Source organism: Amycolatopsis sp. NPDC052450, assembly GCF_044547565.1.
Taxonomy (GTDB): domain Bacteria; phylum Actinomycetota; class Actinomycetes; order Mycobacteriales; family Pseudonocardiaceae; genus Amycolatopsis.
The window spans coordinates 190,522-204,733 of the sequence record NZ_JBIUAQ010000014.1; the positions used below are offsets into that span (position 1 = coordinate 190,522).

At 69.5% G+C, this 14,212-nt stretch carries 11 protein-coding genes; 6 read left to right on the forward strand and 5 right to left on the reverse strand.

What is annotated here, in order from left to right; genetic code table 11:
- Positions 1 to 230: 230 nt before the first annotated feature.
- From ACIHAO_RS23985 to ACIHAO_RS24005, 5 genes are all read right to left on the reverse strand, one after another.
- A complete protein-coding gene (locus tag ACIHAO_RS23985) occupies positions 231 to 476 on the reverse strand; it encodes a cold shock domain-containing protein (protein WP_396561244.1) in 246 nt (81 codons plus the stop codon).
- Positions 476 to 1,048 (reverse strand): FKBP-type peptidyl-prolyl cis-trans isomerase, encoded by a 573-nt coding sequence (locus ACIHAO_RS23990; RefSeq protein ID WP_396561246.1) that lies wholly within the window; start codon positions 1,046 to 1,048, stop codon positions 476 to 478. Before ACIHAO_RS23990 ends, ACIHAO_RS23985 begins: the two co-directional genes overlap by 1 nt.
- Before the next feature lie 10 nt (positions 1,049 to 1,058).
- Entirely contained in the window at positions 1,059 to 3,314 is a 2,256-nt protein-coding gene (locus ACIHAO_RS23995) for a HelD family protein (RefSeq protein WP_396561279.1), read from the reverse strand.
- A 69-nt stretch (positions 3,315 to 3,383) separates the two neighbouring features.
- Positions 3,384 to 4,565, reverse strand: a complete 1,182-nt coding sequence (locus tag ACIHAO_RS24000; protein ID WP_396561248.1) for an MFS transporter — start codon at positions 4,563 to 4,565, stop codon at positions 3,384 to 3,386.
- A 134-nt stretch (positions 4,566 to 4,699) separates the two neighbouring features.
- A complete protein-coding gene (locus ACIHAO_RS24005) occupies positions 4,700 to 5,680 on the reverse strand; it encodes a heme o synthase (RefSeq protein WP_396561250.1) in 981 nt (326 codons plus the stop codon).
- Positions 5,681 to 5,978: 298 nt separating this feature from the next.
- On the opposite strand from ACIHAO_RS24005, the gene tkt reads away from it, so the two are divergent.
- From tkt to pgl, 6 genes are read left to right on the forward strand one after another with little or no spacing between them, the layout of a single operon-like run.
- Positions 5,979 to 8,081, forward strand: coding sequence for a transketolase (gene tkt, locus ACIHAO_RS24010; protein WP_396561252.1), 2,103 nt, complete (start codon positions 5,979 to 5,981; stop codon positions 8,079 to 8,081).
- Positions 8,082 to 8,091: 10 nt separating this feature from the next.
- Entirely contained in the window at positions 8,092 to 9,204 is a 1,113-nt protein-coding gene (gene tal / locus ACIHAO_RS24015) for a transaldolase (RefSeq protein WP_396561254.1), read from the forward strand.
- 8 nt (positions 9,205 to 9,212) lie between these two features.
- Positions 9,213 to 10,832: a glucose-6-phosphate isomerase gene (locus ACIHAO_RS24020; protein WP_396561256.1), complete on the forward strand. Its 1,620-nt coding sequence runs from the start codon at positions 9,213 to 9,215 to the stop codon at positions 10,830 to 10,832.
- Positions 10,829 to 12,358, forward strand: coding sequence for a glucose-6-phosphate dehydrogenase (gene zwf / locus ACIHAO_RS24025; protein ID WP_396561258.1), 1,530 nt, complete (start codon positions 10,829 to 10,831; stop codon positions 12,356 to 12,358). Before ACIHAO_RS24020 ends, zwf begins: the two co-directional genes overlap by 4 nt.
- Complete coding sequence (gene opcA, locus ACIHAO_RS24030) at positions 12,355 to 13,365, forward strand: glucose-6-phosphate dehydrogenase assembly protein OpcA (RefSeq protein WP_396561260.1); 1,011 nt, start codon at positions 12,355 to 12,357, stop codon at positions 13,363 to 13,365. Before zwf ends, opcA begins: the two co-directional genes overlap by 4 nt.
- Entirely contained in the window at positions 13,362 to 14,117 is a 756-nt protein-coding gene (pgl, locus tag ACIHAO_RS24035) for a 6-phosphogluconolactonase (protein ID WP_396561262.1), read from the forward strand. Before opcA ends, pgl begins: the two co-directional genes overlap by 4 nt.
- Positions 14,118 to 14,212 lie beyond the last annotated feature (95 nt).

Below are 14,212 nucleotides of genomic sequence, written 5' to 3' on the forward strand. Positions count from 1 at the left end.
GGTAGGCCCTGCCGGTCCGCGAGCGCCGGTTCGCGTGTCGTCCCTCCAGAGACGCGTGTCGGTTCCGTGAAGGCCTCCTTGAGGGACTCTGGGTCCCTCAAGGAGGCCTTCACGGACTCGATGATCGCCACGTTTGCCCCACAGGCACCAGCAGTCACAACAGTGGCGCGTGAAGGCATCCTTCCCTCGGCTCAGCCGGGGAAACCCGTCCTTCACACCTTGGGCGGACTTCAGCCGGCTGAGCGCACCCAGATCCCCCGCAGCCGGAATTCGTCCTGTTCCGCGTGCTCGACGGTCAGCTCGACCTCGTCGCCCACGTGAAGCTGCCGGAACTCGCCGGGACCGACACCGGTCACCATCGAGTAATGGACCCAGATCGGGTCGGCGAAGTCGGCCGACTCCACGACTCCCCAGCCATCGTCCACCAGCCAGGAACGAACCCGTCCGCGGTGGACGCGGCCGTCGGAAGTCCCCATCAGCCCTTGTCGGCCGGGACACTCACCGCGTCGGTGACGAAGACCAGGGTCTCGTTCGGCGCGATGCCGTTGCCGCCCTTGCCGTAGCCGAGGTCCGGCGGGATGATCAGCAGGCGCCGCGCTCCCTGCTTGATCCCATCGAGGCCCTGGTCCCAGCCCTTGATGACGTCGCCGGCGCCGAGCGTCAGGTCGAACGGCTCGCCCCGGTCGAACGAGCTGTCCAGCTTCTGTTTGTTGGACCAGGTGACCAGCGAGTAGTTCATCTTCAACCGCTGACCCGACTTGGCGCCCTCACCGGTGCCGGGCTCGAGGTCCTTGGTGATGAGCTTCTTCGGCGGGTCGCAGTCGTCCGGGATGGTGATGGTCGGCGCCTCCCCGAATTTCCCGGTGGTCTTGACGTCCTCCGCTGTGCATTCCTTGCCCTTCGGGGTGGCCGGAGCCGAAGACGACGCCGACGCGGGGGCCGCGCCGGAGGACGACTGGGCGGAACCTGCGGTGTTCGATTTCTCGCCACAGGCCGCCAGGGCGAGGACGCCCGCGCCGATGACCACGATCTTGCCGAATGTGCGCATGCGGCCGACCTTAGCCAAGACCCTCCAGCGCCGGAACAAGGTCACCGGTCTGCACTACGCCCATCCGACGGGTCGCCCTGGTCAGGGCCACATAAAGATCGTTGAGGCCGCGCGGCGACTCGGCGACGACCTCGTCCGGCGCGATCAGCACCACGGAGTCGAACTCCAGGCCCTTCGCGCGGTCCACCGCCATCACCGACACCCGGTCCCCCGCCTCGCCGAGCGTCCCGGAGACGGGACCGACCCGGGAGGCCGGGCACAGCACGGCGACCGTCCCACCGTCCACAGCGGACAGTTCGGCGTCGACGATCCCCGGCAGTTCGGTGCCGAGCTCCGACGGCTCCACGGAACGCAGCCAAGGCTCGAAACCCGTTTCCCGCACCGAAATCGGCGCTTCAAGCTCCGGGTTGACGTCGGCGAGCACGCGGGACGCGACGGCCATGATCTCCGCCGGCGTCCGGTAGTTCACCGTCAGCTCTTCGAGCCGCCAGCGATCGGCGACGTAGGGCGAGAGCACCTCGCCCCAAGACCGCGCGCCGCCGGATGCGCCGGTCTGGGCGACGTCACCGACCAGCGTCATCGACCGGTTCGGCGAGCGGCGCATCAGCAGCCGCCAGTCCATCGCGGTCAGCTCCTGCGCCTCGTCGACGATCACGTGCCCGAAGGTCCAGGTCCGGTCCTGCGCGGCTCGTTGCGCCGCGGTCATCTCGCTGCGGCGCTGCTGACGTTCGGCGAACAGTTCGGCGTCGAGGACGTCACCCACGCGCAGCAGCTCCTCGTCGATGATCTCCTCGTCCTGTTCGAGGATGTCGAGCACGCCTTCCGCGTAGGCGCGGTCTTCCCGCTCGCGGCGGGCGCGCTCGGCGCGGGCGTCGGTGTCGTCCTCACCGAGCAGCTCGGCGAGTTCGTCGAGCAGCGGGACGTCGGCCGGGCTCCACGGCGTGTCCGTCGGGCTGTAGAGATGCTCACGATCGGTTTCGGACAAGGCTTTCCCGGCCGCGACGCGCAACCGTTCGCGGTCGGCGAACAGCTCGTCGAGCACGATCTCGGGGGTGAGCGTCGGCCACAGGCCGTCGATCGCGGCGGCCACGTTCTTGTCGGCGGCGACCTCGGCCCGGATGTCCTGGACGTCCCGCGCGTCGAGCAGGTCCTCCCCCAGTTTCCGGGCGGCCTGACGGGTCAGCGCGTCGAGGAGGTCCGAGACGAAGATCCGGCGGGCGAGGTTGTGCGGACGGCGCGAGCGGCGGGCCCGCGTCCGTGCCTCGGTGCAGGTCTTGCGGTCGAGCATGAGGATCTCGCGCTCGAACTCGATCTCCAGCACCGGTTGCGGCACCCGCTGACGGTCGCGGACGGCGTTGGCCAGCACGTCGGCCATCACCGCCCGGCCCTTGACCTCGGCGGCCTCACGCGTGACCGGGCCGGTGGCGTCCAGACCCGGATACAGCTGCCCGATCGTCGCCAGCAGCACGCCGGTCTCGCCGAGCGACGGCAGGACCTGCCCGATGTAGCGCAGGAACGTGCTGTTCGGCCCGACCACGAGCACGCCGCGCGTGGTGAGCTGCTGCCGGTGCGTGTAGAGCAGGTACGCGGCGCGGTGCAGCGCGACCGCGGTCTTGCCGGTGCCGGGCCCGCCCTGGACCACGAGCACGCCGTTGGGCGTCGCGCGGATGATGCGGTCCTGCTCGGCCTGGATGGTGGCGACGATGTCGCTCATCTCACCGGTGCGACGGCGTTCGAGCGCGGCAAGCAACGCCGCCTCCCCCGCGAGACCGAGGTCCTGCCCCTGGTCCGCGGCGGAGAGGTCGAGGATCTCGTCGTCGACGCCGACGACCTTCCGGCTCAGCGACCGGATGTGCCGCCTCCGGCGGACACCTTCGGGTGAAGCGGCGGTCGCCAGATAGAACGGCCGCGCGACCGGCGCGCGCCAGTCGACGAGCAGCGGACGGTAGCCGTCGTCCTCGTCGAAGAGCCCGAGCCGCCCGATGTAGGTGGTCTCCTCCGCGTGCTCGGGGAGGAAGTCGAGGCGGCCGAAGCACAGGCCCTGCTCGACGGAGCTCAGCTGGGCCAGCCTGTCGGTGTACAGCGTCGTGGCGACGTCGCGTTCGGTGCGCGCCTGCGGGGTGCCGCCGGTCTGGCGCAGCGTCTGGTCGAGCCTGCGCTGCGCCTCGGCGCGTTCGACGTCGAGCTTGCGGTAAAGGGTGGTGACGTACTCCTGCTCGAGCGCGACGTCCTGCTCGAGCGCGTCGAGTTCCCGGTCCGGGGACACGGACAAAGCAGCCTGCTTTCGAGAGGTGGGACAGGGGCCGAAAGGTTTACAACGGCGCCCGCCATCATCTCATTCCCTCGTGGTCACCCGGACCAGGAGGAAGGCCCCGAGGGACAGCCCGGTGGCGACACTCGCCCACACGACGTTTTCGTGGAGCAGCGCGGCGAAAGTGGCCGCGACGCCCGCGATGGACTGCGCGACGAACCCGCACAGCGCGACGGCGTAGGCGCCCTGTCCGGGGACCTCGCTCACCGCGACGGCCATGCTGCTCGGGAAGAGCGCGGCCTGGCCGAAGGTGATCCCGCAGTACAACGCGATGAACGTCACGAGCGCGGCCGTGAGCGGGATCGCGGGCACCAACCACAAGGCGATCGTCAGCGCACCGGCGCCGGTCATGACCAGCGCGCCCGCCCGCATCAGCCACGGCGAACCCTTGCGGCCCGCCAGCCGGTTGACCAGCAACGCGCCGCCGAAGTAGGCCAACCCGAACAGGAGGCCGAGGCTGCCGTACTGGTCCACGCTCAGCCCGAAGTGCCGCTGGAAGACGAACGGCGCGACCTCCTGGAGGAGCACGATCGTCGCGAAGCCGAGCCCCGCCGCGATCGTCGGCCGCAGGAACGCCGGGACGGTGAGGATCCGGAGGTAGATCCGGAGCATGCCCGTCTTCTCCTCACGGCCCCGGCCGAGCGGAATCGTGAACGTGCCGATGACGCAGAGCACACCCGCCGCCGTCAGCACGACGAACCCGCCCCGCCACTCGCCGATCAGCCCGCCGACGAACTGCCCGCCGCCGAGCGCGGTGACGAACGCGATGGACAGCACCGAAAGCCGTTTGGCGAGCGCGTCGCCGTCGCCGAGGTCCCGGACGGCGATGCGGGCGATGATGGCCGCACCTCCGGCACCGATTCCTTGCAGGGACCGGAGAACGAGTAGCCACGCCGGCGAGGTGTTCACGATGAGGACCGCGCTGGCGACGACGAACAGGCCGACCGCGCCGAGCATCGCGGCACGCCTTCCGAGCCGGTCGGCCGCACGCCCCCAGAGCACCACCGGCGCCGCCGCGCCGACGACGAACAGCGAGACCGAGAGCGCCGCGAAACCGCGCGACACCGCGAAGTCGCGCTCGATCATCGGGAGGGACGGGAGGTAGATCGTCGTCGCCATCTGCGCGGTGAAGACGACCAGGCAGGCGACCGCCATGGTCGCCCGCACGGCGCGACCCGTGGCCGGGCGCTCGGTTGTACTCGTCACTCCGCCGGACGGTACCGACCGGTAATCGGGCTGGGCAACGCGCGCCACCTCGTGAGAACCCCATGCAATTCGTCATCTGGATGCGGTACTTGCACGCGCAAGGACCGCATCCAGATGACGAATTGCGAAGGGGATCAGAAAGGCAGGCCGATGACGGGCAGGCCGATGGCCGAGTCGACGGCCAGCGCGACGAACACGATCATCAGGTACGTGTTCGACCGGTGGAACAACGACATCGGCTTGGTCTCCTCACCGCGCCGCACCGCCGCGTTCAGGCTGTGCGCGTAGAAGAGGAACCAGCCGCCCGCCAGGATCGCGAACGTCGTGTAGATCCAGCTCGTGACCGGGACCAGCAGCAGCGTCCAGGCGACCATCACCCACGAGTAGATGACGATCTGCCGTGCCACGTGCTGCGGGGTGGCGACCACCGGCAGCATCGGCACGCCGGCGCGCTCGTAATCGTCCCGGTACTTCATGCCCAGCGCCCAGGTGTGGGGCGGGGTCCAGAAGAAGATGACGCCGAACATCACGAACGCGGGCCACTCGACGGTGCCGGTGACGGCCGCCCAGCCGATGACGACCGGCATACAGCCCGCCGCACCGCCCCAGACCACGTTCTGTGACGTACGCCGCTTCAGCACCAGCGTGTAGACGAAGATGTAGAAGAGGATCGTCGCGACGGCGAGGATCGCCGACAGCAGGTTCACCGTGAAATAGAGCACGATGACCGACAGGACGCCGAGCGCGAGACCGAAGATCAGCGCGCCGCGCCGAGGCACCGATTCCTTCACCAGCGGGCGGCGCTTGGTGCGGTTCATCACCTTGTCGATATCCGCGTCGATGACGCAGTTCAAGGCGTTGGCGCTGCCGGCGGCCATGGTGCCGCCCACGAGTGTCGCGAGCACCAGCCACGGCGACGGGATCTCCCGGCCTGCCAGGAACATCGCGGGAATCGTGGTGACGAGAAGGAGCTCGATCACCCTGGGCTTCGCGAGGGCGGCGTACGCGCCGACGACCTGGCGGATTGTTCGCCGGCCACCGTGCGGTCGTTCACCGGTCGGATGTACGGCGCTGGTGCTGTCACTGCGTCCGTGCGCAGCGTTCACCAACGACATTTCACTCCCTGCGTCAGTTTTCGGGCCGGGTCCACCAGGCTTCCGGGTGATGTGGCGGCCCCGGATCCCCGTGCTCTGAACCCTTCCCCGATGTTAGACGTGCTGTTTCCAGAGGGTGATCGCGGGTCCTCGACCGGCCGAACCATTAGGCTGGCCGCGGTAGCTCGCGGCGTGCCCCTGCGAACGGCCCGGACCAGGAATATCGTCCCTTCCGGATCGATTGAGATTAGTAGCGGTACACGTGGGTTACCCACGAGGGAAGAGAAGCCACAACCTGATGACGGGGAGTTCGAGTTCAGTGTCCGAAACCGCCTCTACCAGCGAGAAGAACCCACTCCTCCGGCGCAACGTGCCCGCCGACTGGACCGACCTCGACACGCGGGCCGTCGACACCGTTCGGGTGCTCGCCGCGGACGCGGTCGAGAACTGCGGCAGCGGTCACCCCGGCACCGCGATGAGCCTGGCGCCGCTCGCGTACACGCTTTTCCAGCGGACGCTGCGTCATGACCCGGCGGACCCCGAGTGGCCCGCGCGTGACCGCTTCGTCCTCTCCGCCGGTCACTCGAGCCTCACCCTCTACATCCAGCTGTACCTCGCCGGGTTCGGCCTGGAGCTGGAAGACCTGAAGCAGCTGCGCAAGTGGGACTCGAAGACCCCGGGTCACCCGGAGTACCGCCACACCAAGGGCGTCGAGACCACCACCGGCCCGCTCGGCCAGGGCCTGGCCAACGCGGTCGGCATGGCGATGGCGGCCCGCCGCGAGCGTGGCCTGCTGGACCCGGACGCCCCGCAGGGCGAGAGCATCTTCGACCACTACGTCTACGTCGTCGCCTCCGACGGTGACATCGAAGAGGGCGTCACCGCCGAGGCCTCCTCGATCGCCGGCCGCCAGGAGCTGGGCAACCTCATCGTCTTCTGGGACGACAACGAGATCTCGATCGAGGACGACACCAAGATCGCGCTGTCCGAGGACGTCGTGAAGCGCTACGAGGCCTACGGGTGGCACACCCAGGTCGTCGAGGGTGGCGAGGACGTCGTCGCGATCGAAGAGGCCATCAAGGCCGCGAAGGCCGAGACCGAGCGCCCGTCATTCATCGCGCTGAAGACCGTCATCGGGTACCCGGCGCCGAAGAAGATGGGCACCGGCAAGGCACACGGTGCCGCGCTCGGCGCCGAAGAGGTCGCCGCGGTCAAGGAGATCCTGGGCTTCGACCCCGAGCAGAACTTCCAGGTCGACGACGAGGTCATCGCGCACACCCGCCAGGCCGTCGACCGCGGCAAGACCGCCCGCGCCGAATGGCAGGAGAAGTTCGAGGCGTGGGGCGCCGCCAACCCGGAGCGCAAGAAGATCGCGGACCGGATGTCGACCCGCACGCTGCCCGAGGGTTTCGCGGACAACCTGCCGACGTGGGAGCCGGACGCCAAGGGCATCGCGACCCGCAAGGCCTCCGGTGAGGTGCTCAACGCGCTCGCCGAGCCGCTTCCCGAGCTGTGGGGTGGTTCCGCGGACCTCGCGGAGAGCAACAACACCACCATGAAGGGGGCCGACTCGTTCGGCCCGGAGAAGGCTTCCACCGAAATGTGGAAGACCAGCCCGTACGGCCGGACGCTGCACTTCGGCATCCGCGAGCACGCGATGGGCTCGATCCTCAACGGCATCGCGCTGCACGGCGGCACCCGCCCCTACGGCGCGACGTTCCTGATCTTCTCCGACTACATGCGCCCGCCCGTGCGGCTGGCCGCGCTGATGAAGGCGCCGGTCACCTACGTGTGGACGCACGACTCGATCGGCCTGGGCGAGGACGGCCCCACCCACCAGCCGATCGAGCAGCTCTCCGCCCTGCGCGCCATCCCCGGCCTCAACGTCGTCCGCCCGGCGGACGCCAACGAGACCGCGTACGCGTGGAAGGCCGTCCTCGAGGACGTCCACCACCCGTCGGGCCTCGCGCTGACCCGGCAGAACGTGCCGGTGCTGGAGGGCACCAGCGCCGAAGGCGTCAAGCGGGGCGGTTACGTCCTCGCCGAAGCGTCCAACGGCAGCCCCGAGGTCGTGCTGATCGCGACCGGCTCCGAGGTCCAGCTGGCCGTCGAGGCCCGCAAGACCCTCGAAGCCGACGGCATCCCGGCGAGCGTCGTCTCGATGCCGTGTGTCGAGTGGTTCGAAGCGCAGGACCAGTCCTACAAGGACGCGGTGCTCCCGCCGTCGGTCAAGGCACGCGTCTCCGTCGAAGCCGGTATCGCCCAGTCGTGGCACCGCTTCACCGGTGACGCCGGGGAAAACGTTTCGATCGAGCACTTCGGTGCTTCGGCCGACGCCGCCACGCTGTTCCGCGAGTTCGGTTTCACCGCGGAAGCCGTCGTCGACGCCGCCCGTCGTTCGATCGCCAACACCAAGAACTGAAGGGGAAAGCATGAGCAACGACAAGCTCGCTCAGCTGTCCGAGGCAGGCGTCTCGATCTGGCTCGACGACCTGTCCCGTGAGCGCCTGAACACCGGCAACCTCGCCGGCCTCATCCGCGACAAGCACGTCGTGGGCGTGACGACCAACCCGACGATCTTCGCCAACGCGATGTCGAAGGGCGAGGCGTACGACGAGCAGACCAAGGAGCTCGCCGCCCGCGGCGCCGACGTCGAGGCCACCATCCGCGAGCTGACCACCACCGACGTGCGCAACGCCGCGGATCTGTTCCGCGACGTCTACACCGCCACGAACGGGGTCGACGGCCGGGTGTCCATCGAGGTGGACCCGCGGCTGGCCAAGGACTCCGACAAGACGGCGGCCGAGGCGCAGGACCTGTGGAAGACCGTGGACCGGCCGAACGTGCTGATCAAGATCCCGGCCACCGAAGAAGGTCTCCCGGCGATCACCAAGACCCTGGCCGAGGGCATCAGCGTCAACGTCACGCTGATCTTCTCGGTCGAGCGGTACCGGGCGGTCATCGAGGCCTACTTCGCCGGGCTGGAGCAGGCCAAGGCCAACGGCCACGACCTCAAGGGCATCCACTCGGTCGCGTCGTTCTTTGTGTCCCGTGTGGACACCGAGATCGACAAGCGCCTCGACGCCATCGGCACCGAGGCCGCCACCGCGCTGCGCGGTGAGGCCGCCATCGCCAACGCGCGCCTCGCGTACGCGGCGTTCGAGGAGCTCTTCGCCTCGGACCGCTGGAAGGCGCTCGCGGAGGCCGGCGCGAACGCGCAGCGTCCGCTGTGGGCCTCCACCGGCGTGAAGGACCCGCAGTACTCCGACACCCGCTACGTGGACCAGCTCGTCGTCAAGGACACGGTCAACACGATGCCGGAGAAGACCCTCGACGCCGCGGGCGACCACGCCGAGATCACCGGTGACACGGTGACCGGCAAGGGCCCCGACGCGCAGATCGTCTTCGACAAGCTGCGTGTGGTCGGCATCGACATCGACGACGTCTTCAAGGTCCTCGAGGACGAGGGCGTCGAGAAGTTCGAGAAGTCCTGGGTGGAGCTTCTCGAGACCGTCACCGGGCAGCTCGAAAAGGCAAAGGACTGATCTGGACCATGGCAGGGGAAACGACAGGCGTCGACATCATCGACGCCGCCCTGGCCGGCGAAGCCGCTCCGTTCGCGGAGCGGCTCGTCGCCGACCAGGTCGCATCGAAACTGGCGTCCCAGGACGCCACACTGTGGGGTCCCGAAGCCGAGTCCGAAGCGTCGATCCGTCTCTCGTGGACGACGCTGCACAAGTCCTCGCGGCCGTTGATCGGCGAGATCGAGGCACTGCGGACCGACCTGCGTTCCGAGGGCGTCGACCGCGTCGTCCTCGCGGGCATGGGCGGTTCGTCGCTGGCACCCGAGGTGATCACCGCGACGGACGGCGTCGCGCTGACCGTCCTCGACACCACCGACCCGGGCCAGGTCGCCGACGCACTCGCCGGTGACCTGGAGCGCACGGTCATCGTCGTGTCGTCGAAGTCCGGTGGCACCGTCGAGACCGACAGCCACCGGCGGATCTTCGCGAAGGCCTTCGCCGACGCGGGCATCGACGCGGCCCGGCGGATCGTGGTCGTCACCGACCCCGGCTCGCCGTTCGCGGAACTGTCCGAAAAGGAGGGTTACCGCAAGGTCTTCCTCGCCGACCCGAACGTCGGCGGCCGCTACTCGGCGCTGACCGCGTTCGGGCTCGTCCCGGCCGGTCTCGCCGGCGCGGACGTCGCCCGTCTGCTCGACCAGGCCGCTTCGGTGGCCGAGGAGCTGGCCACGGACTCCGTGGACAACCCGGCGGTCAAACTCGCGGCGGCTTGGGTCGCGGCGCACGAAAAGGGCGCCGAGAAGGTCGTCATCGGTGACACGGGTTCGGGCATCAAGGGCTTCGCCGACTGGGCGGAGCAGCTGATCGCCGAGTCCACCGGCAAGCAGGGCACCGGTCTCCTGCCGGTCGCCGTCGAGGGTCCGGGCGCCCCTGGATTCGCCGACGCCAAGGCCGATGCCACCCCGGTGGCGGTCGGACCGGCGGAAGGTGCCGCGAAGATCTCCGTGACCGGCTCGCTCGGCGCGCAGTTCCTGCTGTGGGAGTTCGCCACCGCGCTCGCCGGGCGGCTGCTCGGGATCAACCCGTTCGACCAGCCCGACGTCGAGGCCGCGAAGAAGGCCGCCCGTGCCCTGCTGGACAACCCGGACGCGCTCAAGGGCGGCGAGCAGCCGTCCACTGTGGACGGCGCGGTCGAGGTGTTCGGCTCGGCAGGCGTGGCCACCGACGGAAAGCTCGCGGACATCCTGCGGGCTTTCTTCGATTCCACCCCGGAAAACGGCTACATCGCGGTGCAGGCGTACCTCGACCGTCTCGATGACGCGTCGACGTCGCTCCTGCGCGGTGAGATCGCCAAGCGCACCGGCCGCCAGACCACCTTCGGGTGGGGGCCGCGGTTCCTGCACTCGACCGGGCAGTACCACAAGGGCGGGCACCAGAACGGTGTCATCCTGCAGATCACCGGCGCCGTCGAAGACGATCTCGACGTCCCGGACCGGCCGTACACGCTCGGCGTGCTCCAGCACGCGCAGGCACTCGGCGACGGCCAGGTGCTCGCGGAGCACGGTCGTCCGGTGCTGCGCCTGCACCTCACCGACCGGGCCGCCGGCCTGGCCGAACTGGTCCGCGCGGTACAGGAGGCCGGCGAGTGACACGTGCCTGGAACAACCCGCTGCGCGATCCGCGCGACAAGCGGCTGCCGCGGATCGCCGGGCCCTCCAGCCTGGTGATCTTCGGGGTCACCGGTGACCTCGCCCGCAAGAAGCTGATGCCGGCGATCTACGACCTCGCCCACCGCGGGCTGCTGCCCGCCGGGTTCTCGCTGGTCGGTTTCGCCCGCCGGGACTGGGAACACCAGGACTTCGGCGAGCTCGTGCACGACTCGGTCAAGGAGCACGCGCGGACGCCGTTCAAGGAATCGGTGTGGAACCGGCTCGCCGAAGGCATCCGGTTCGTCCAGGGCACCTTCGACGACGACGACGCGTTCGACCGGCTCGCGCAGACGGTCAAGGATCTCGACGCCGAACGTGGCACCGGTGGCAACACCGCGTTCTACCTGTCGATCCCGCCGAGCGCGTTCCCGGTGGTGACCAAGCAGCTCGCCCGCTCCGGCCTCGCCGAGGCGAGCGAGGACACCTGGCGCCGCGTCGTCATCGAGAAGCCCTTCGGCCGCGACCTCAAGAGCGCCAAGGAGCTCAACGGGATCGTGAACGACGTCTTCCCCGAGGAGTCGGTGTTCCGCATCGACCACTACCTCGGCAAGGAGACGGTGCAGAACCTGCTGGCGCTGCGCTTCGCGAACCAGCTGTTCGAGCCGATCTGGAACGCCAACTACGTCGACCACGTGCAGATCACCATGGCCGAGGACATCGGTCTCGGCGGCCGCGCGGGGTACTACGACGGCATCGGCGCCGCACGCGACGTCATCCAGAACCACCTGTTGCAGCTCCTCGCGCTGACCGCGATGGAGGAGCCGGTCTCGTTCGCTCCGCGCGCTCTCCGCGCGGAGAAGGTCAAGGTGCTTTCGGCGACGAAGCCCCTGGGACCGTTCGAGGAGACGACCGCGCGCGGACAGTACGCGGGCGGCTGGCAGGGCGGCATGAAGGTGCCGGGCCTGCTGCAGGAAGGCGGTTTCGCGAAGGACTCGACGACCGAGACCTACGCCGCGGTGACGCTGGAGGTGCAGAACCGCCGCTGGGCGGGGGTGCCGTTCTACCTGCGCACCGGCAAGCGGCTGGGCCGCCGGGTCACCGAGATCGCCGTGGTGTTCAAGCGGGCGCCGCATCTGCCGTTCGACTCGACCTCGACCGAGGAACTGGGCCAGAACGCGCTGGTGATCCGGGTGCAGCCCGACGAGGGCATCACGCTGAGGTTCGGGTCGAAGGTGCCGGGGACCACGATGGAGGTCCGCGACGTCACCATGGACTTCGGCTACGGGCACGCGTTCACCGAGTCGTCCCCGGAGGCCTACGAACGGCTCATCCTGGACGTGCTGCTCGGCGAACCGTCGCTGTTCCCGGTGAACGAAGAGGTCGAACTGTCCTGGGAGATCCTGGACCCGATCCTCGACCACTGGGCCAAGAAGGGTGCGCCCGAGGCGTACCCGCCCGGCTCGTGGGGACCGCCGTCCGCGGACGAAATGCTGGAACGTACCGGCCGGAACTGGAGGCGTCCGTGATCATCGACCTGCCGTCGACCACGACGTCGCAGCTGAACAAGAAGCTCGTCGAGATCCGCGAACAGGGCGGGCAGGTGGCGCTCGGCCGCGTGCTGACGCTGGTCATCGTGGCGGACGACGACGACAAACTCGAAGAGGCGATCGAAGCCGCCAACGAGGCCAGCCGGGAACACCCCTCGCGGGTGATCGTGGTGGCCAAGGGCGCGCGGACCGCCGCGCCGCGGATCGACGGCCAGATCCGGGTCGGTGGCGACGCCGGCGCGAGCGAGGTCATCGTCCTGCGGCTCTACGGTCCGCTGGCCTCGCAGGGGCAGAGCGCGGTCGTGCCGCTGCTGCTGCCCGACGCGCCGATCGTCACCTGGTGGCCGGGCACCGGTCCGAAGGCCCCGGCCAAGGACCCGCTCGGTGAGCTGGCGCAACGCCGGATCACCGACTCGGCGGCGGAAAAGGCGCCCATAAGGGCACTCACCACCCGGGCGAAGTCCTATGTGGAGGGTGACACCGACCTGGCGTGGACCCGGCTGACCAGCTGGCGCGCGCAGCTGGTGTCCGCTTTGGACCTTCCGCCGCATGAGAAGGTCACCGGCGCGACGGTGACCGGTGAGGCCGACTCGCCGTCGACCGAACTGCTCGCCGGCTGGCTGGCCGAGTACCTCAAGGTGCCGGTGAAGCGGGTCAAGAGCAGCGGCGCCGCCGGCATCATCTCGGTGACGCTGGACCGGCGTTCCGGCCCGGTGGAACTGCACCGGCCGGACGGCCGGGTCGGCACGCTGACCCAGCCGGGCCAGCCGACTCGCCGCATCGCCCTGCAGCGGCGGAACAACAAGGACTGCCTGATCGAGGAGCTGCGGCGGCTCGACCCGGACGAGGTCTACGAGGCTTCGCTCCACGGGCTCTCCAAGATCTCGTCGGGCACGGCGGCCAAGGCCGTTCCGGCGAAGAAGGCGGCCCCGGCGGCCCCGTCGGCGAAGAAGGCGCCCGCCAAGACCGCGAAGAGTGCCTCATGAGCAAGACCGAGGTCGTCGTCTACGAGAACCCGGATCTCCTGGCCGCCGCCGCGGCGGCCAGGCTGGTCACCCGGATCGTCGACGTCCAGGCCGCCAAGGGCTCCGCTTCGGTGGTGCTCACCGGCGGCGGCACCGGGATCGCGATCCTGCGCGAACTGCGCGACTCCAGTGCCCGTGACGCCATCGACTGGTCGCGGTTAGACCTCTACTGGGGCGACGAGCGCTTCGTCCCGGCGGACTCGGACGACCGCAACGAGAAGCAGGCCCGCGAGGCGCTGCTCGACCACGTCCCGCTCGACCCGAAGCGGGTGCACGCCATGGCACCCTCGGACGGCGAGTTCGGCGACGACGTGGACACCGCCGCCGCGGCATACGCTGACGTGCTCGCCGCCAACGACGCGGCGTTCGACATCATGCTGCTCGGCCTCGGCGGGGAGGGGCACACCGCCTCGATCTTCCCCGACAGCCCGGCGGTGCACGAGAAGGAACGCTCGGTCGTCGCGGTGCGGGACTGCCCGAAGCCGCCGCCGACCCGGATCTCGCTGACCCTGCCCGCGATCCGTCGCGCGCAGGACATCTGGCTGGTCACCGGCGGCGACGCCAAGGCGGACGCCGTCGCGCAGGCGCTGGCCGGTGCGGGCGAGGTCCAGATCCCGGTGGCGGGAGCCCGAGGCAGCCGTCGCACGCTCTGGCTGCTGGACCGGGGTTCCGCCTCGAAACTCACGAAGGTCTACCAGCCACCTACGGGCTGACGCTTCGCGCGTGAAGGCCCCCTTCCCTCGGCTGAGCCGAGGGAAGGGGGCCTTCACGCGCGATCAAATGCCTACCAGGGGCGGTCGGTCACCGC

Coding starts and splice junctions, on each gene's coding strand:
- ACIHAO_RS23985 (WP_396561244.1), bottom strand. CDS start 476: ATGGGGACTTCCGACGGCCGCGTCCACCGCGGACGGGTTCGTTCCTGG.
- ACIHAO_RS23990 (WP_396561246.1), bottom strand. CDS start 1,048: ATGCGCACATTCGGCAAGATCGTGGTCATCGGCGCGGGCGTCCTCGCC.
- ACIHAO_RS24005 (WP_396561250.1), bottom strand. CDS start 5,680: ATGTCGTTGGTGAACGCTGCGCACGGACGCAGTGACAGCACCAGCGCC.
- tal (WP_396561254.1), top strand. CDS start 8,092: ATGAGCAACGACAAGCTCGCTCAGCTGTCCGAGGCAGGCGTCTCGATC.
- ACIHAO_RS24020 (WP_396561256.1), top strand. CDS start 9,213: ATGGCAGGGGAAACGACAGGCGTCGACATCATCGACGCCGCCCTGGCC.
- pgl (WP_396561262.1), top strand. CDS start 13,362: ATGAGCAAGACCGAGGTCGTCGTCTACGAGAACCCGGATCTCCTGGCC.